General features: G+C 73.3%; 16 protein-coding genes. 8 read left to right on the top strand and 8 right to left on the bottom strand.

The features are described 5' to 3' along the window. The coding region (locus K7854_RS23825) for a shikimate kinase (protein WP_226028599.1) at positions 1-535 on the top strand (535 nt) is incomplete at its 5' end. 30 nt (positions 536-565) lie between these two features. Here the strand turns inward: K7854_RS23825 and K7854_RS23820 are convergent. From K7854_RS23820 to K7854_RS23805, 4 genes are read right to left on the bottom strand one after another with little or no spacing between them, the layout of a single operon-like run. Continuing rightward, on the bottom strand, positions 566-889 hold the full coding sequence (locus K7854_RS23820; RefSeq protein ID WP_226028598.1) for a putative quinol monooxygenase: 324 nt from the start codon (positions 887-889) through the stop codon (positions 566-568). A gap of 44 nt (positions 890-933) precedes the next feature. Beyond that, on the bottom strand, positions 934-1,971 hold the full coding sequence (locus K7854_RS23815) for an NAD(P)-dependent alcohol dehydrogenase (protein ID WP_226028597.1): 1,038 nt from the start codon (positions 1,969-1,971) through the stop codon (positions 934-936). Further along, positions 1,968-2,768, bottom strand: a complete 801-nt coding sequence (locus K7854_RS23810; RefSeq protein WP_226028596.1) for an iron-sulfur cluster assembly protein — start codon at positions 2,766-2,768, stop codon at positions 1,968-1,970. Before K7854_RS23810 ends, K7854_RS23815 begins: the two co-directional genes overlap by 4 nt. A 1-nt stretch (position 2,769) precedes the next feature. After that, complete coding sequence (locus K7854_RS23805; RefSeq protein ID WP_226028595.1) at positions 2,770-3,771, bottom strand: amidohydrolase family protein; 1,002 nt, start codon at positions 3,769-3,771, stop codon at positions 2,770-2,772. Between the two features lie 169 nt (positions 3,772-3,940). On the opposite strand from K7854_RS23805, the gene K7854_RS37705 reads away from it, so the two are divergent. Next, positions 3,941-5,437: an AAA-type ATPase lid domain-containing protein gene (locus K7854_RS37705; protein ID WP_226028594.1), complete on the top strand. Its 1,497-nt coding sequence runs from the start codon at positions 3,941-3,943 to the stop codon at positions 5,435-5,437. A 31-nt stretch (positions 5,438-5,468) separates the two neighbouring features. Here K7854_RS37705 and K7854_RS23795 read toward each other — a convergent pair whose 3' ends face one another. Genes K7854_RS23795 through K7854_RS23785 form a run of 3 tightly spaced genes read right to left on the bottom strand, consistent with a single transcriptional unit; the run spans position 5,469 to position 8,510 of the window. Then, positions 5,469-6,980 (bottom strand): tripartite tricarboxylate transporter permease, encoded by a 1,512-nt coding sequence (locus K7854_RS23795; RefSeq protein WP_226028593.1) that lies wholly within the window; start codon positions 6,978-6,980, stop codon positions 5,469-5,471. Between the two features lies 1 nt (position 6,981). After that, the gene (locus tag K7854_RS23790; protein ID WP_226028592.1) at positions 6,982-7,527 is read right to left on the bottom strand and encodes a tripartite tricarboxylate transporter TctB family protein; all 546 of its coding nucleotides are present in this window, start codon (positions 7,525-7,527) and stop codon (positions 6,982-6,984) included. Then, positions 7,524-8,510 carry a Bug family tripartite tricarboxylate transporter substrate binding protein gene (locus tag K7854_RS23785; protein ID WP_226028591.1) on the bottom strand — a complete coding sequence of 329 codons (987 nt, stop codon included), beginning with the start codon at positions 8,508-8,510 and terminating at the stop codon, positions 7,524-7,526. The genes K7854_RS23790 and K7854_RS23785 overlap by 4 nt, the downstream gene beginning before the upstream one ends. 283 nt (positions 8,511-8,793) lie before the next feature. Between K7854_RS23785 and K7854_RS23780 the strand changes: the two genes are divergently transcribed. After that, positions 8,794-10,440: a sensor histidine kinase gene (locus K7854_RS23780; RefSeq protein ID WP_226028590.1), complete on the top strand. Its 1,647-nt coding sequence runs from the start codon at positions 8,794-8,796 to the stop codon at positions 10,438-10,440. Beyond that, positions 10,437-11,225, top strand: a complete 789-nt coding sequence (locus tag K7854_RS23775; protein ID WP_226028589.1) for a response regulator — start codon at positions 10,437-10,439, stop codon at positions 11,223-11,225. The genes K7854_RS23780 and K7854_RS23775 overlap by 4 nt, the downstream gene beginning before the upstream one ends. Here K7854_RS23775 and K7854_RS23770 read toward each other — a convergent pair. Then, positions 11,188-11,778, bottom strand: a complete 591-nt coding sequence (locus K7854_RS23770) for a TetR/AcrR family transcriptional regulator (protein ID WP_226028588.1) — start codon at positions 11,776-11,778, stop codon at positions 11,188-11,190. The two genes, K7854_RS23775 and K7854_RS23770, sit on opposite strands and share 38 nt — an antisense overlap. Positions 11,779-11,978: 200 nt before the next feature. Between K7854_RS23770 and K7854_RS23765 the strand changes: the two genes are divergently transcribed. Genes K7854_RS23765 through K7854_RS23750 form a run of 4 tightly spaced genes read left to right on the top strand, consistent with a single transcriptional unit; the run spans position 11,979 to position 16,861 of the window. Continuing rightward, positions 11,979-12,581, top strand: a complete 603-nt coding sequence (locus K7854_RS23765) for a 2Fe-2S iron-sulfur cluster-binding protein (protein WP_226028587.1) — start codon at positions 11,979-11,981, stop codon at positions 12,579-12,581. Beyond that, a complete protein-coding gene (locus K7854_RS23760; protein WP_226028586.1) occupies positions 12,578-13,570 on the top strand; it encodes an FAD binding domain-containing protein in 993 nt (330 codons plus the stop codon). The genes K7854_RS23765 and K7854_RS23760 overlap by 4 nt, the downstream gene beginning before the upstream one ends. Further along, a complete protein-coding gene (locus K7854_RS23755) occupies positions 13,567-15,717 on the top strand; it encodes a xanthine dehydrogenase family protein molybdopterin-binding subunit (RefSeq protein WP_226028585.1) in 2,151 nt (716 codons plus the stop codon). Before K7854_RS23760 ends, K7854_RS23755 begins: the two co-directional genes overlap by 4 nt. Further along, positions 15,710-16,861, top strand: coding sequence for an XdhC family protein (locus tag K7854_RS23750; protein ID WP_226028584.1), 1,152 nt, complete (start codon positions 15,710-15,712; stop codon positions 16,859-16,861). The genes K7854_RS23755 and K7854_RS23750 overlap by 8 nt, the downstream gene beginning before the upstream one ends. The last annotated feature ends 3 nt before the right edge of the window (positions 16,862-16,864 follow it).

Here is a 16,864-nt window from a genome sequence, read left to right as displayed (position 1 = left end):
ACCGATGGGGGTGGGCAAGTCCACGGTGGGGCAGCTGCTCTCCGAGCGGCTGGGCGCGGGGTACCGGGACACGGACGAGGACATCGTCACCGCCCAGGGACGGACCATCGCCGAGATCTTCGTGGACGAGGGCGAGGCCGCCTTCCGGGCCCTGGAGAAGGAGGCCGTGCGCAGCGCGCTCGCCGGGCACGAGGGTGTCCTGGCCCTGGGCGGCGGCGCGGTCCTGGACGCGGACACCCGTGCGCTGCTGGCCGGGCAGCGGGTCGTCTACCTGTCGATGGACGTCGAGGAGGCCGTCAAGCGGACCGGTCTGAACGCGGCGCGTCCGCTGCTGGTGGTCAATCCGCGCAAGCAGTGGCGCGAGCTGATGGAGGCCCGTCGGCACCTGTACGAGGAGGTGGCCACGGTCGTCGTGGCCACCGACGGGCGTACGCCCGAAGAAGTCGCCGAAGCCGCCCTGGACGCAGTGGATCGGCAGTCGGCCCGGCGGGGCCGCCTCACGCCGCACTGCGCGCTGCGCGACGGCGAGCGCTGACGGCGCCGCCGTACGCAGGCTCCCGGCGTCCTACTCCACCGCCATCTCGCCCAGCTCCGACCAGCCCTCCTGGTCCACCGTCGTGTTCACGATGCGCGGCGTGCGGGCCAGGTGGCGCGGCAGCTTCTCCTGTGCGGCGCGGAAGTGGGCCGACTGGACGTGCGCGGCGCCCGCCTCGTCGTCGCGGAACGCCTCGACCAGCACGTACTCCGTGGGGTCGTCGACGCTGCGCGACCAGTCGAACCAGAGGCAGCCGGGTTCCGCCCGGGTGGCCCGGGTGAACTCGCCGGCGATCTCCGGCCACTGGTCGGCGTGTTCGGGGAGCACCTGGAACTTCGCCGTGATGAAGATCATGGTCTTCGCTTTCTGTGATTGCGGGACCGGGACGGTTCTCCCGGTCACGGTACGAGGACGGCGCGGCCGCGGACCCGGCCCGCGTCCAGGTCGGCCAGGGCGTCCTGGAAGCGGTCGAGCGGGTACGTCGCCGTGTGCAGCCTTACCCGGCCCTGCGCTGCGAGCACCATCAGCTCGCACAGGTCGGTGTAGCTGCCAACGAGGTTACCGATGAAGTTGATCTCGGACGAAATGACGTCGATCGTGGGAATGTCGATGTTCTCGCCGTAACCCACGACGTGGTAGTCGCCGGCCCGGCGCAGCATGCGGACCCCGTCGCGGGTGGCGCCGCCCTCGCCGACGAAGTCCACGACGACCTCGGCGCCGTGGCCGCCGGTCAGCTCCAGGACCTGCTCGACGTGGTCGCCGTCGCCCACGACACCGTGGTCGGCGCCGAGTGACCGGGCGAGCTTCACGGCCTCCGGGTTGCGGTCGACGACGACCAGTTCGGCGGCCGTGAGCGCCTTCAGCACCTGGATGCCGATGTGACCGAGGCCGCCCGCCCCGACGATCACACAGCGGTCGCCGGGCCGCAGCCGCCGGGCCGCCTTGGCCGCCGCGTGGTAGGCGGTCAGCCCGGCGTCCGCGAGGGCCGCCACATCGGCCGGTTCGAGGGAGTCGTCGAGACGGACGACGCTGCGGGCGGACGTCCTGAGGTACTCCGCGTAGCCGCCGGCCGTGTCGATGCCGGGGAACAGCGACTGCTCGCAGTGGACGTCGTCGCCCGCCCGGCAGGCCCGGCACAGCCCGCAGGTCATCAGCGGATGGACGATGACCTTGTCGCCCTCCGCGACGCTCGTGACGGCGCTGCCCACGGCGTGCACCCAGCCGGCGTTCTCGTGTCCGATGGTGTACGGCAGGCCGACGCCGGACTTCTCGGCCCACTGCCCCTCCAGGATGTGCAGGTCGGTCCGGCACACCCCCGCGCCGCCGATCCGCACGATCACGTCGTGCGGGCCGGACACCTCGGGGGCGGGTACCTCCGCCATGCGGATGTTGTCGAGCGGGTGGTCGCCGTAGCCGACGACCTGGACTGCCTTCATGCGAGGGTCTCCTTCGTGGTCGATGGGGCCCCGGCGGATGCCCGGCCGGGCGCCGCGGGTGTGCCGTCCACCGGGTTCCCGTCGTCGCCGGAGCGAGGCGCCTGGTCGGCGCCGGAGCCGGGATAGCGGGTGCGCAGCAGACCGCGGCAGAAGTGCGCGTTGCCGTCGATCGAAATGCGCACGGACCGGGCGAACCGCAGGCGCAGCGGGATCTCCCCCGGCGGGAAGGGCCGGCCCGCGTCGTCCACGAGGGCCGGTTCGGCGGGCCCGGTGCCGAGCCCGAGGGCGGCGCGGCGGCGCAGCAGCGCCCGGGCGGCGGGCGTGTCCGGCAGGTCGCCCAGCACCACGTCGCCGAGCCGCTCCCCGGACAGCTCGGGCCGGGCGCGCAGCAGCGCGCTGAGAGCCCGTTCCATCGCGGCCGTGTGCGCCTTGCGCCGGAAGACCTCCCGCAGTTCCTCCAGGTCCCGCTCCGCCTCGTGGCCGAAGGTGCCGCGGTACCCGGCGTCGGCCGCCAGTCCCCGGTTGATCAGGTCGGAGTCGTGGTGGTCGTCGAGCAGGACGGTCACCTCACGGGCGCCGGGCAGCGCGCTGAGCGCGTCCTTGGCGTCGGAGGCCATGAGGTAGGCGAAGTTCGGGGAGCAGAACGACGTCGGGAGCCGCAGGTGCACGGTGATCCGGCCGTCGTCGGCGGTCAGGGAGCGGACGAAGCCGAGGTCGGTGATCGGTTCGTCCAGTTCGGGGTCGTGGACGGTGTCGAGCGCGGCGCGTGCCGCCGCCCCGAGCTGTGCGGCCCACACGTCAGGCCACCGCCCGTTCGGACAGCCGGCCCTCGGCGGGCACGTCGATGCCGTACATGGCGGCCGCGTTCAGGCCGAGGATCTTCTTCTTCTGCGCGACGGTGAGCTGCGGGTACTCGTCCGTCATGTCCTCGGGGATCGTGAAGTCGACGAACCGCTCGACCAGCCACTTCGGCGTCCACAGCGCGTAGTCGCTGGAGAACTGGATGCGGTCCTCGCCGAGCCAGTAGAGCAACTCGCCGATGATCTGCGCGAAGTACCGCGGCCGGGTGTGCATGAACGGGATCGCGACCGCGAGCCCCGCGTGCACGTTGGGCTCCTGGGTGGCGATCCAGCAGAAGTCCTCCAGGCGGGGCAGCCCGCAGTGCTCGACCACGAAGTTCAGGTCGGTGAAGTCGGTGGCCGCCTTGTCGACGTCGGCCACGTCGAAGGCGTCCCGGTCCAGGGGCCGGATCGTGGGGCCCTTGTGGATGTGGATGTTCCGGATGCCCAGCTCCCGGCAGGCCTCCAGGTAGCGGTAGGTCCACGGGTCGTCCAGCTTGTAGCCGCGCGAGTCGCCCTTCCACTCGGCCGTGTAGAGCTTGACGCCCTTCAGACCGAAGCGGGCGGCGTCCTCGCGGAGCTGCCGGAGACCCGCCTCCTCGAAGCGCGGGTCGAAGTAGTGGTTGTAGGTGAGCTTGCCGGGGTGCTTGCGGGTGAGCGCGAAGGCCTCCTCGGTCTGCCCGAACCCGGTCCGGTAGAACGCGCCCAGCCGGGCCGGCTGGAAGATCGCGTGGTCGACGTGGCCGTCGACGAACAGGTCCTTCATCAGCCGCTCGCCGCCGTAGTAGAGGTAGTCCTCGTACGGCCACAGCTCCGGCTCCGGGCTGAGGTTGCGGTGGTAGTCGTAGAAGCAGTCGATGAACTGCTTCCCGTGGATGTTGCGCTGGTTGTCCGGCCGCGCGTCCCAGAGTGCGACGTGCGCGTCCACGATGAAGTAGTTCTCGCCGTCCTTGCGGTACATGGCGTCCCTTCCGTCTCGCCGGCAGCTTGTGGAGCACCGTAGGAAGCGGCGCGAGGGCGGCGGCAGCCGTCGGGTGTCTCACTTTGAGACACCGCGACCGGCGAGATCCGGACCGTCGCCCAGTAGCGTGGCCCGGGTCGACGCAACGACGCGTCCCGCGGAGGTCGAAGTGGACAACGCGCACTCGGACGTCACCCTCGGGCAAGGCGGCGCGGCCGCCGCGCTCCCCACGCGCCTGCGGGCCTCGTGGCGGCGCAGCGAGACGTACGGACTGACGCCGGAGGAGATGCGGCCGGTCTTCACCGGTTCGGTGGACACCGGATCCCTGCTGTACGAATGCGGTCACGAGGTGCTGCGCGGGCTGCGCCGCACCCTGGCCAACGAGCCGGTGAGCCTGATGATCACCGATCACGAGGGCCTGGTGCTGTGCCGGCTCAGCGAGGACGCCGCCATCGACCGCTCCCTGGACCGGGTGCACCTCGCCCCGGGCTTCTACTTCGCCGAGTCCAACGCCGGCACCAACGGGCTCGGCCTCGCCCTCGCCGACCGCGCCCCCTCACTCGTACGGGCCGAGGAACACTTCTGCTCCGGACTGCGCGGCTACACCTGCGCCGCGGCCCCGGTCCTCGACCCGGTCAGCGGCGACGTCGCCGGCACCGTCAACCTCACCACCTGGTCGGACTCCTCCTCGCAGCTCCTGCTCGCCCTGGCACAGGCCACCGCCGGGAGCACCACCGCCCTGATGCTGGCGCGCGGCTCCGGCCGCCGTGTCCGCCCCCTCCCGCGCGGCGAGGTGTTCCGCGTGTACGCCGACGGAACCGACCGGGACGACGAGCGCGAACGCCCCCTGTCCACGGCGTGGACGCGGCGCGTGGCGACGGCCCGCTCGGCGCTCGCCGAGGGGAGGGTGCTCGCGGCCGTCGGGGAACCGGGCGCGGGCCGGACGGCGCTGATCTCGGCGGCACGCAGGGGCACCGCCCCACGGGAGCGGGTCCTCGTGGCACGCCCGCCGGCGCCCGAGGACATGCGGGCCTGGCTGACGCTGTGGACCCCGGAACTGGCCAAGGACGACACCTGCGTCATCGTCTCCCGGGTGGACGCCCTGCCCGGGTGGGCCGCCGCCGAGCTGGCCGCGCTGTTCGCCCGGGCCCGCCGTACGGGCCACGGCGCGGGCACCCGCCTGCAGCCGTTCGCGCTGACCGCCTCCGACTGGTCGGCGCTCCCGCCCGAGCTGGCCCCGCTCGTCGACACCGTCGTCGAGGTGCCGCCGCTGCGGGTGCGCCCGGACGACGTGATGCCGCTGGCCCACCGCTTCGCACGTCGGCACCGGGGCCACGGCGTGACGTTCACACCGGAAGCCGTACGGGCCCTGACCGCGTACGAATGGCCCGAGAACGTACGTCAGCTGAGGAAGGTGGTGCGGGCCGCCGCGGCCCGGGCGGACGTGGTCGACGCGCGGCACCTGCCGGCGGAGGTGTTCACCGGCGCCCGGTACCGGCTGAGCCGCCTCCAGGAGCTGGAGCGCGACGAGATCGTGCGCTGCCTGACCGAGCCCGGTACGACGATGGCCCAGGCGGCGCGGCAGCTCGGGATGAGCCGCGCCACCCTGTATCGCAGGACGGCCCGGTACGGGATCGACGTACCGGGCCGCACGCACCGCTCCTGAGCACCCGGACGTGCCGGGACCGGGCCGGGGATCAGGCCCGGGACGAGGCGTCCGTCCGCGTCCTCGCCCGGAGCACCAGCCGCTTCACCAGCGGCCAGGCCAGCAGCAGCACGATCACCGCGTACACCGTCACCGAGAACGGCGTGTTGACCAGGCCCGTCACGCTGCCGTCGCTGATCTGCAGGGCGCGGCGCAGCTGCTGCTCGGCGTTCGGTCCGAGGATGACGCCGATCACGGCGGGCAGCACCGGGAGACCGTAGCGCCGCATGCCGAACCCGATCAGACCGATGACCAGCAGGATCACCAGGTCGATCACCTCGCCGCCGACCGCGTACGCGCCGACCGCGGCGAAGAACATGATGCCCGCGTACAGATACGGCCGCGGGATCCGCAGCAGCTTGGCCCACACCGGCGCCAGCGGCAGGTTCAGGGCGAGCAGCAGCACCATGCCGACGAAGAGCGAGGCGATCAGGCCCCAGACCAGCTCGGGCTCCCGCTCGAAGAGCAGCGGCCCCGGCTGGATGCCGTACTGCTGGAAGGCGGCCAGCATGACCGCGGCGACCGCGGTCGTCGGCAGGCCGAGCGTCAGCATGGACACCAGCGTGCCCGCCGCCGAGGCCGAGGCCGCCGACTCCGGACCCGCCACGCCCTCGATGGCGCCCTTGCCCCACTCGTCCTTGTGCTTGGACAGCCGCTTCTCCGTGACGTACGACAGGAAGGTGGGTATCTCCGCGCCGCCCGCCGGGATCGCGCCGAACGGGAAGCCGATGAACGGGCCGCGCAGCCAGGACTTCCAGGTGCGCCGCACGTCACCGCGGCCGAGCCAGGGACGGCCCACCGGGATCGGTGCCGCCGTCCCGCGCCGCAGGTGGGCCGCCACCCACAGCGCCTCGCCGATGGCGAACAGACCGACCGCCACGATCACCACGTCCACGCCGTCGGCGAGTTGCAGCGAACCGAAGGTCAGCCGCTGCTGGCCCGTCATCTGGTCCAGGCCCACCAGGCCGATGGTCAGCCCGATCAGCAGCGAGGCCAGACCCCTGATCCGCGACGAACCCAGCACCGACGTCACGGCGATGAACGCCAGCACCATGATGGCGAAGTAGTCCGGGGCGCCGATGTCCACGGCCAGGTCGGCGACCGTCGGCGCGAGCGCCACCAGCAGGATCGTGCCGATCATGCCGCCCGCGAAGTGACCGATGGCCGCGGCGGCCAGCGCCTGTGCGCCACGCCCCGCCTTGGCCATGGGGTTGCCCTCCATGGCCGCGACCACCGCGGCGCTCTCGCCGGGGGTGTTGAGCAGGATGGAGGTGGTCGAACCGCCGAACATCGCGCCGTAGTAGATGCCCGCGAACATGATGAACGCGGCGACCGGATCCAGCCCGTACGTCACCGGCAGCAGCAGCGCCACCGCCATCGCCGGGCCGATGCCGGGCAGCACGCCGATGGCCGTGCCGAGCAGCACGCCGAGGGCGGCCCACAGCAGGTTGAGCGGGGTGAGGGCGGTGCCGAACCCGTCCATGAGGGAGTTGAGGGCGTTCATGTCAGAGCACTCCCATCAGCGGACCGCCGGGCAGCGGCACGCCGAGCAGCTTGTCGAAGACGACATAGGTGATCAGGGACAGCACCGCGGCGATCAGCGGATCGTGGTCCACCCGGCGGCTGCCGAGCGCGAAGGCGGCGCCCCAGAAGAGCAGCGCCCCGGCGACGGGGAAGCCGGCCGGCTCGATCAGGGCGGCGGCGCCGAGGAAGATCCCGGACAGCAGCAGCACCGTGCGCCAGTCGGCCGGTTCGGACAGGTCGACGTCCTCGCCGCCCTCGGCCTCGCCCCGGCCGCCGCGCAGCACGTCGACGGCGAGCAGCGCGGCGATCACCAACAGGCCGATGCCGACCACGACCGGAACGGTCTTGGGGCCGACCGGGCCGCGCTGGGTGATGTCGACGTCCATGGTGAGCGCGTCGGTCAGCACGAGCACACCGAGCGCCAGCAGCAGGGCGCACACGCCCAGTTCGGAGTGGTCGCGCAGCCACGAGCGGCGGCCGGCGGCCGGCTTCTCGTGGTCCTCGGGGAGTTCGGTCCGCGTCGTCACAGTCCCAGCTCCTTCAGCACCGACACCACGCGCTCGTCCTGCGCGTCCAGGAAGTCGCCGAACTCGTCGCCGGTGAGGAACGCGTCGTCCCAGCCGTTCTGGTCCATCGACTTCTTCCACTCGGGCGAGTCGTGCAGCTCCTCGAACAGGCGGATCAGCTTGTTGCGCTCTGCCTCGGACAGTCCGGGCGGGGCGACGATGCCCCGCCAGTTGGTGAAGTCCACGTCGTAGCCGGACTCCTTGAGGGTCGGCGCGTCCTCGAGGTCGTCCACCCGCTCGGGACCGGTCACCGCCAGCACCCGCAGCTCGCCGGCCTTGATCTGGTCCAGGTACTCGCCGACGCCGGAGACCCCGAAGCCGACCTTGTTGCCGAGGATCGAGGCGAGCAGCTCGCCGCCGCCGTCGAAGGGGATGTAGTTGACCGACTTCGGCTCGATCCCGGCGGCCTGCGCCATCAGCATCGGCGCGAGGTGGTCGGGCCCGCCCGGCGACGAACCGCCGCCCACCGGGATCTTCCCCGGATCCTCCTTCCAGGCGCCGATCAGCTCGTCGATCGTCTTGTACGGCGAGTCCTTGGCGACCACGACGACGTCCTGCTCCTCGGTGAGCCGCGCGATCGGCGTGGCGTCGGCGAGGGTCTTGGGGGCGTGGTTGGAGCGGACGGCGCCGACGACGCCGAGACCCATGGACATGGCGAGCTTGCCGTTGCCGTGTTCGCTCACCAGCCGGCTCAGGCCCACGGTGCCGCCCGCGCCGGGCAGGTTGAACACCTCGATGCTGTGGGTGAGCCCGGCGTCCTCGGCGTTCTTCGCGGCCGTGCGGGCGGTGATGTCGTAGCCGCCGCCGGGCGTGTTGGGAACCATGAAACGCAGGCCCGGGATCTGGGTGCCGGAGTCCGAGTCGTCGCCGGAGGAGAGCAACGGCGGTCCGGCCAGCACGAGCACGGCGGCCCCGAGCAGGGCAAGGGGGGTGCGCAGGCGCACGTATGACACCACCTGTCGGTTGGGTAGAGCGGTTGGGTGGAGCGGTGGGGGAATCCCGTGGGGGGGTGACGTGGGCCACATGGTGCCCGCGCGCTCGCCGTCTGTCTTCCTTGCGGAACCAAGGGAGGTTGTGTTCATTGCGGTCGCCAAAACCGTGTGCCGGACGTCGCCGTCGGATCGCCGGTTCATTGCGAAGCAGGCACATCCCTTTCCCTCGCCGCAGGTGGGCGCCATGATGGCGACCCGGCACCCCCGCCCCCCGTGATCCGAGAACGAGTCCGCCGTGGCCCCCACCTTCCGCCGTCAGACCCTCGCGGGCGAGATGCTGGTCCTGCAGCTCGCCATCGTCGTGGTCGTGCTGCTCGCGGTGGCCGCCGTCTCGCTCGCCCAGTCCAGGGCCACCTTCAACCGCGTCGAGGGCCGCCGGGTCACCGCCCTGGCCGAGCAGCTGGCCGCCACGCCGCTGGTGCGCAGCCAGTTGCTGCGCCCGGTGCCGCAGGAAGCCCTCGCTCCGCTGGTCAACTCCACGCAGACCCAGTCCGGGGTCACCTCCGTCACGGTGGCCGACGCCGACGGCCGCGTCGTCAGCTCCACCGACCCCACGCTGATCGGCGCCCGGCTGCCGCGCGGGAAGGGCGCCGGGGTGTCGAGCGGCTGGTCGGGGCCGCTGACGGTGCAGGGCAGCCGGGAGCTCGTCGCCCAGGTCCCGGTGCTCGGAGCCACCCGGCAGACCCTCGGCCGCCGGCTCGGCACGGTGATGGTCGGCGAGGCCGATCCGACGGTGTGGCAGCGCCTGAGCGGCGCCTCCTCCTACCTCCTCGCCTACCTCGGCATCGCCAGCGGCCTCGGCGTGGCCGGTTCCTGGCTGCTGGCCCGGCGCGTCAAGCGGCAGACCCTCGGCCTGGAGCCGCGCGAGATCGCCGGCCTCGCCGAGCACCGGGAGGCCATGCTCTACGGCATCGCCGAGGGCGTCGTCGCCCTCGATCCGCAGCACCGGCTCACCCTGGTCAACGAGATGGGCCGCCGCCTGCTCGACCTGCCCGCCGACTGCGTGGGCCAGAGCCTGGACGGGCTCGGCATCGACGGCCGGCTGCGCGACGTCCTCGCCGGCGCCGCCTCCGAAACGGCCGATCCGCGCGACGAGGTCGTCGTCCGCCACGGCCGGGTGCTGGTCATGAACCGCATGACCGTCACCAAGGACGGCCGCCCGCTCGGCTCGGTCACCACCCTGCGCGACCGCACCGAACTGGCCCGCCTGGAGCGGGAGATCGGCTCCTTCCGCTCCACCTCCGAGCTGCTGCGCGCCCAGGCCCACGAGTTCGCCAACCAGTTGCACACCATCTCCGGGCTCATCCAGATCGGCGCGCAGGACGAGGTGGTGCGCTACATCCGTGGGCTCAACCAGCGCCGCCAGTCCCTGGACGTCACCCTCAGCCGCCGGGTCCGGGACACCGCCGTGGCGGCGCTGATCACCGCGAAGTCCTCCCTCGCGGCCGAGCGCCGGGTCGCCCTGCGCGTCTCGGACCGCACGGCCCTGGACCGCCTGGAGCCGGCGGACGCCGCCGACGTGGCGACCGTCCTCGGCAACCTCGTCGACAACGCCGTGGACGCCGCCGCCACCCTGGACGACGCGCACGAGGCCTGGGTCGAGGTCGAGCTGCGGCAGGACGCCGCCAGCGTCGAGATCGTGGTCCGCGACTCCGGGCCCGGAGTGGCGCCCGAACTGGCCCGGGAGGTCTTCTCGCACGGCTTCACCACCAAGGCCGCCCGGCAGGGCGAGCGGGGCATCGGCCTGGCGCTGACCCGGCTGGTCTGCGAACGTCACGGCGGTGAGATCTCGGTGACCAACACCCCCGAGGGGGCCATGTTCACCGCACGCATGACCGTCAGCCACCTCACCGACGCGGTGGCGGAAGGAGCAGCACCATGACGGCTACGAGCGGCACGTCCGACGCGACCGCGACCGCCGCGCCCCCGGAGACGACCTGTGCCGCCGCCCCGGTCGGCGTGCTCGTGGTCGACGACGACTTCATGGTGGCCCGGGTCCACCGCGCGTTCGTCGAACGGGTCGAGCCCTTCCGGGTCGTCGGGGTCGCCGGCACCGGGGAGCAGGCGCTGGCCGCCGTCGGGGAACTGCGCCCCGACCTGGTCCTGCTCGACCTGTACCTGCCGGACGTGTTCGGCCTCGACGTCATCCCACGGCTGCGCGCCGCGGGCCACGACTGCGACGTCATGGTCATCAGCGCCGCCCGGGAGGCGGACGCGGTGCGCGGCGCCGTGCGGCACGGCGTGGTCGACTACCTCCTCAAGCCCTTCGAGTTCGAGGACCTGCGGGTGCGGCTGGAGCGCTACGCCGTCCAGCGGGGCCGGCTGCTCGGCACGGTGGTGCGCAGCCAGGCCGACGTCGACCGGGTACTGGCCGGGGCCGCGGCACAGGCGGCACCGGTCCCCGCGCTGCCCAAGGGGATGAGCGTGGAGACCGCGGACCTGGTGGAGCGCACCCTGCGCGAGGCGGACGGCACCCTGTCCGCCAGCGAGTGCGCGGCGCTGACCGGCATCTCCCGGGTCAGCGCCCGCCGCTACCTGGAGTACTTCCACACCGTGGGCAGCGCCGAGGTCTCCCTGCGCTACGGCGTGGCGGGCCGGCCCGAGCGCCGCTACCGCTTCCGGGGCGCGGTCACCGGCCCGGTGCTCCGGCCCGCAGGCCGTCCATGACGACATCCAGGAACCGGGTGACCCGCGACTGCCAGTCCTCCCCGGGAGCGACCAGCCACAGCCCGCCGAGGACGAGGAAGAAGTCGTCCCCGGTCAGTCCGGGCCGGATCGTGCCCGCCTCGTGGTTGGCGCGGAGCAGCAGCTCGGCCGCGTCCTCCAGCGGCGTGGGGCGCGGTTTCTCCGGCGCTCCGGGTGCGCTGGTGACCAACCGGATCGCGTCCGCCAGACCCGCCTTGGTCATGGCGAACTCGGCGAGGCGGTCCATCCACTCGCGCAGCGCCCGGTCCGGTTCCCGGGTGGCCAGCATCTCGGGCGCGGCGTCGGCCACCTGCTGCATCCCGTAGCGGTAGATCTCCAGGACGAGCGCCTCGCGGTTCGGGAAATTGCGATAGAAGGTGCCCTGCCCGACCCCCGCCTTCTTGGCGATGCCGCTCAGCGGGGCGTTCGCGCACTGCGTCAGCTCCTCCGTGGCCACGGCCAGGATGCGCTCGCGGTTGCGCTGGGCGTCCGAGCGCAGAGGAGTGTCCGGCTTGTCCTTCTTCGACTGCGGCACTCGTCCTCCTTCCGGGTGCGTGGCCGAATACCGACCTTGCTAAGCGGACAACTGTCCGTTACGTTTCCAGTGAGTGGACAGTTGTCCGGTTGCCCGGCCCACTCTACCGGCGGACAGCGGCCCACGGCCCCCCACCCATGCCCCCACTCCACTGCCTACAGCCAGTTTTCCCGGTCACCAGACACCAAAGAAGGCTGATCATGGCCCCAGCGCCCTCGTCGACGTCCAGCGCCGTCACCCTGAACATCAACGGCGAGAAGCACCACCTGACCGTCGACCACCGCACCACCCTGCTCGACGCCCTGCGCGAGCGCCTCGACCTCACCGGTACCAAGAAGGGCTGCGACCAGGGGCAGTGCGGCGCCTGTACCGTCCTGGTCGACGGACGCCGCGCCGTCTCCTGTCTGAACCTCGCCGTCGCCGCCGAGGGGCGCGAGATCACCACCATCGAGGGGATGGCCGAGGGCGACCGGCTGCATCCCGTCCAGCAGGCCTTCCTCGACCTCGACGGCTACCAGTGCGGCTACTGCACCCCCGGGCAGATCTGCTCGGCGATCGCCGTCATCGAGGAGCACGCGGCCGGCTGGCCCAGCGCCGCCACCGAGGACGTGCGCCCCGAGGCCGGACCGCCACCCCTGACGCCGGACGAGATCCGCGAACGGATGAGCGGCAATCTGTGCCGCTGCGGCGCCTACGTCTCCATCGTCCAGGCGGTCACCCGCGCCGCCGAGGCGCACCACGCCGCGGCCCACGACGGCGACCGCGCCGACCGGCCCGAGACCCCCGAGGAGACGGCCGCATGAGGGAGTTCGGATACCAGCGTGCCGACGACGTCTTGGGCGCCGTGGCCCTGCTCGCCGCCGACCCGGACGCCCGCTTCCTCGGCGGCGGGACCAATCTCGTCGACCTGATGAAGACCGGCGTCGAGCGCCCCGCCCGGCTCGTCGACGTCCGCGGACTCCCCCTGGACGGCATCGAGGAGACCGCGGACGGCGGCCTGCGCATCGGCGCCACCGTCACCAACAGCGACCTCGCCGCCCACCCCGAAGTGCGCCGCCGCTACCCGGCCCTGGCGCAGGCGGTCCTGGCCGGCGCCTCCGGCCAGCTGCGCAACATGGCCACGGTCGGCGGCAACCTCCTCCAGCGCACCCGCTGCGGCTACTTCACCGACCTGAGCAAACCCTGCAACAAGCGGGCCCCCGGCAGCGGTTGCTCCGCGCTCACCGGCGAGCACCACAACCACGCGGTCCTGGGCGCCTCCGACCACTGCGTTGCCGTGCACCCCTCCGACATGGGCGTGGCCCTCGCCGCCTTCGACGCCGTCGTCGGCTACGAAACCCCCGACGGGCCGGGCGAGCTGCCGCTGGCCGACTTCTACCTCCCCGTCGGGGACACCCCGCACCGGGAGACCGCCCTGCCGCCCGGCGCGCTGATCACCGGCGTCACCCTGCCGCCCGCCCCGGTCGCCGCCCGCTCCCGCTACCGCAAGGTGCGCGAGCGCGCCTCGTACGCCTTCGCGATCGGCTCGGTCGCCGCGGCGCTCGACGTCGAGGACGGTGTCGTGCGCGAGGCCCGGCTGGCCCTCGGCGCGGTCGCCTCCCGGCCCTGGCGGGCCCGCGCGGCCGAGGCCGTGCTGACCGACGCCCCGGCCGGCGGCGAGACCTACGCCGCCGCCGCGGACGCCGAACTGGCGGCCGCCAGGCCGCTGCCCGACAACGGATACAAGGTGACCCTCATGCGCAACCTCGTGGTGGCCGTGCTGACCGAACTCGCCGAGGAGACCGCCCGATGACCACCGCCACCACCGGCCCCACGGCGCTCAGGGGCGTCGTCGGCACCCCGCACACCCGCGTCGAGGGCCGCGACAAGGTCACCGGAGCGGCCCGTTACGCGGGGGAGATCCCCTTCGCCGACCTCGCCCACGGTTGGCTGGTCCTCTCCACCGTCGCCCGCGGACGCATCCGCTCCCTCGACACCGAGGCCGTCCTCGCCATGCCCGGCGTACTGGCCGTCCTGCACCACGGCAACGCCCCGCGGGTCGACACCGACTACATCGGCATGCTGGGCACCCCTCCGGACCCGACCGCCGCCGTCTTCCAGCACGACCGGGTGCCGCACGCGGGCTGGCCGGTCGCCCTCGTCGTAGCCCTGACGCCCGAGCAGGCCCGGGAGGCCGCCGAGGCCCTCGTCGTCACCTACGACGAGGAACCGCACGACACCGTGCTCACCACCGGCGCCCCGGGTGCCCACCCCGCCGGCGGGGTCATGCCCGGCGAGACCGCCAAGGGCGACCTCGCGGCCGGGCTCGCCGCCTCCGCCGTCGTGGTGGACGAGGAGTACACCACTCCCGAAGAGCACCACAGCATGATGGAGCCGCACGCCGCCACGGCCCGGTGGGACGGCGGCCGGCTGGAGGTCGTCGACTCCAACCAGGGCACCACCTGGATCCAGAGCGAACTGGCGAACATGTTCTCCCTCGACGCCTCCGCCGTGCGGGTGCGCTCCGAGCACATCGGCGGCGGCTTCGGCAGCAAGGGACTGCGCGCCCACCAGGTCGCCGCCGTGATGGCCGCGACCGAGTTGCAGCGCCCGGTGCGCGTGGTCATGACGAGGCGGCAGATGTTCTCGCTGGCCGGCTACCGCAGCCCCACCCTCCAGCGCGTGCGGCTCGGCGCCGACGCCGACGGCCGGCTGCGCGCCCTGGAGCACCGCTCGCTGAACCAGACGTCCACCGTCTACGAGTTCGTCGAGCCCAGCGCGGGCGTGGCCCGGGTGATGTACGACGCCGACGCCCACCACACGGCCAACGAGGTCGTAGCCCTCGACGTGCCGTCGCCGACCTACATGCGCGCGCCGGGCGAGGCGCCCGGGTCCTTCGCCATCGAGTCCGCCCTCGACGAACTCGCCGAGCGCTGCGGCATCGACCCGGTCGAAGTGCGCCTGCGCAACGAACCCGAGGCCGGCCCGGTCTCCGGCCTGCCCTTCAGCAGCCGCAACCTGGACGCCTGCTTCCGCGAGGGGGCCCGGCGGTTCGGCTGGGCCGAGCGCGACCCGCGCCCCGGGCGGCGCCGGGAGGGGCGCTGGCTCCTGGGCACGGGCACGGCCGCCGCCTCCTTCCACGCGGGCGCCGGTCCCTCCACGGCCGTCGTGACCGCGCAGGCCGACGGCGGCTTCACGGTGCGGATCGCCGCCGCCGACCTCGGCACCGGCGCCCGTACGGCGCTCACCCTGGTCGCCGCCGACGCCCTGGAGGTCGCCCCCGACCGGGTCAGGGTCCGGATCGGGGACAGCGACTTCGGACCCGCGATGATCGCAGGCGGCTCCATGGGCACGCGTTCCTGGGCCTGGGCGATCCGGGAGGCAGCCCGCGAACTGCGGGAGCGGCTGGCCCTCGGCACGGCGATCCCGCCGGAGGGCATCACCGTACGGTCCGACACCACCGAGGCCCTCGGCGCCCTCGCCCACAAGGAGCGGCACTCCTTCGGCGCGCAGTTCGCCGAGGTCGCCGTGGACCCCGCCACCGGCGAGGTACGGGTGCGCCGCATGCTCGGCATCTTCGCGGCCGGCCGGATCGTCAACCCCCTCACCGCCCGCAACCAGCTCGTCGGCGGCATGGTCTGGGGCATCTCCATGGCCCTGCACGAGGAAGCGGTCCGGGACCGGACCAGCGGCGCCCTCTACGCCCCCGACCTCGCCGGCTACCACGTGGCCACCAACGCCGACGTGGGCGATGTCCAGGCCGACTGGGTGGACGACCCCGACCCGGACGACCCGGTGGGCATCAAGGGCGTCGGCGAGATCGGCGTCGTGGGCGCCGCCGCGGCCGTCGCCAACGCCGTCTGGCACGCGACCGGCGTACGCCACCGCCACCTGCCGATCCGGCCGGACCGGATCCTGTCGGCGGGGGTGCCCGCGTCCGGGGGCGGCCCGCATGCTTGACATCGCCGACGAGCTGGACGGCTGGCTCGCCCAGGGGCGGGAGTTCGCCGTCGCCAGTGTCGTCTCGGTCGGCGGCAGCGCACCGCGCGGGCCCGGCGCGGCGCTCGCCGTCGACCGCGAAGGCACGGTGATCGGCTCGGTCTCCGGCGGCTGTGTGGAGGGCGCGGTGTACGAGCTGTGCGCCGAGGCCCTGGACAGCGGCGAGAGCGTGCGCAGACGCTTCGGCTACAGCGACGACGACGCCTTCGCGGTCGGGCTGACCTGCGGCGGAGTCATCGACGTGCTGGTCACGCCGGTCGGCGCGGACGCGCCGTCGCGCGAGGTGTTCCGGGCGGCCCTGTCGACCGCCGCCCGGGGCGGGACCGCGGCCCTCGCCCGGATCGTCCGGGGCCCGGCCGAGCTGCTGGGCCGGGCGCTGCTGGTCCGAGCCGACGGATCCTGCGAGGGCGGTCTCGGCGGCCACCCCGAGCTGGACCGCAACGCCGCCGCCGAGGCGGCTGCCCTGCTGGACGCCGGACGCACCGCCACGGTCGGACTCTCGGAGGACGGGTCGCACTGCCCCGGCGGGCTCACCCTGCTCGTCGAGTCCAGCGTGCCGCCGCCCCGCATGATCGTCTTCGGTGCGGTCGACTTCGCCGCGGCGCTGGTGCGGGCCGGGAAGTTCCTCGGGCATCACGTCACGGTGTGCGACGCCCGGCCCGTCTTCGCCACCCGGGCCCGCTTCCCGGAGGCCGACGAGGTCGTCGTCGACTGGCCGCACCGCTATCTGCGACGCACCCGCACCGACGGACGCACGGTGCTGTGCGTGCTCACCCACGACGCCAAGTTCGACGTGCCGCTGCTGACGGAGGCGCTGCGCAGGCCGGTCGCGTTCGTCGGCGCCATGGGCTCGCGCCGCACCCACGAGGACCGCCACCGCCGGCTGCGGGAGGCGGGCCTGACCGAGGACGAGCTGTCCGGGCTCCGCTCACCGATCGGCCTCGATCTGGGCGCCCGCACCCCGGAGGAGACGGCCCTGTCCATCGTGGCGGAGATCGTGGCGGCCCGCCGCGGCGGCACCGGCGCGCCCCTGACCGGCGGGGCGGAACCGATCCACCGGGACTCGCTCCACCGGGGGGTGACGGAGGCGGGGGCGGCCGCCTGAGGG

This window comes from Streptomyces hyderabadensis, from assembly GCF_020404845.1.
GTDB classification, from domain to species: domain Bacteria; phylum Actinomycetota; class Actinomycetes; order Streptomycetales; family Streptomycetaceae; genus Streptomyces; species Streptomyces hyderabadensis.
This window is presented reverse-complemented; position numbering and strand designations above follow the sequence as displayed.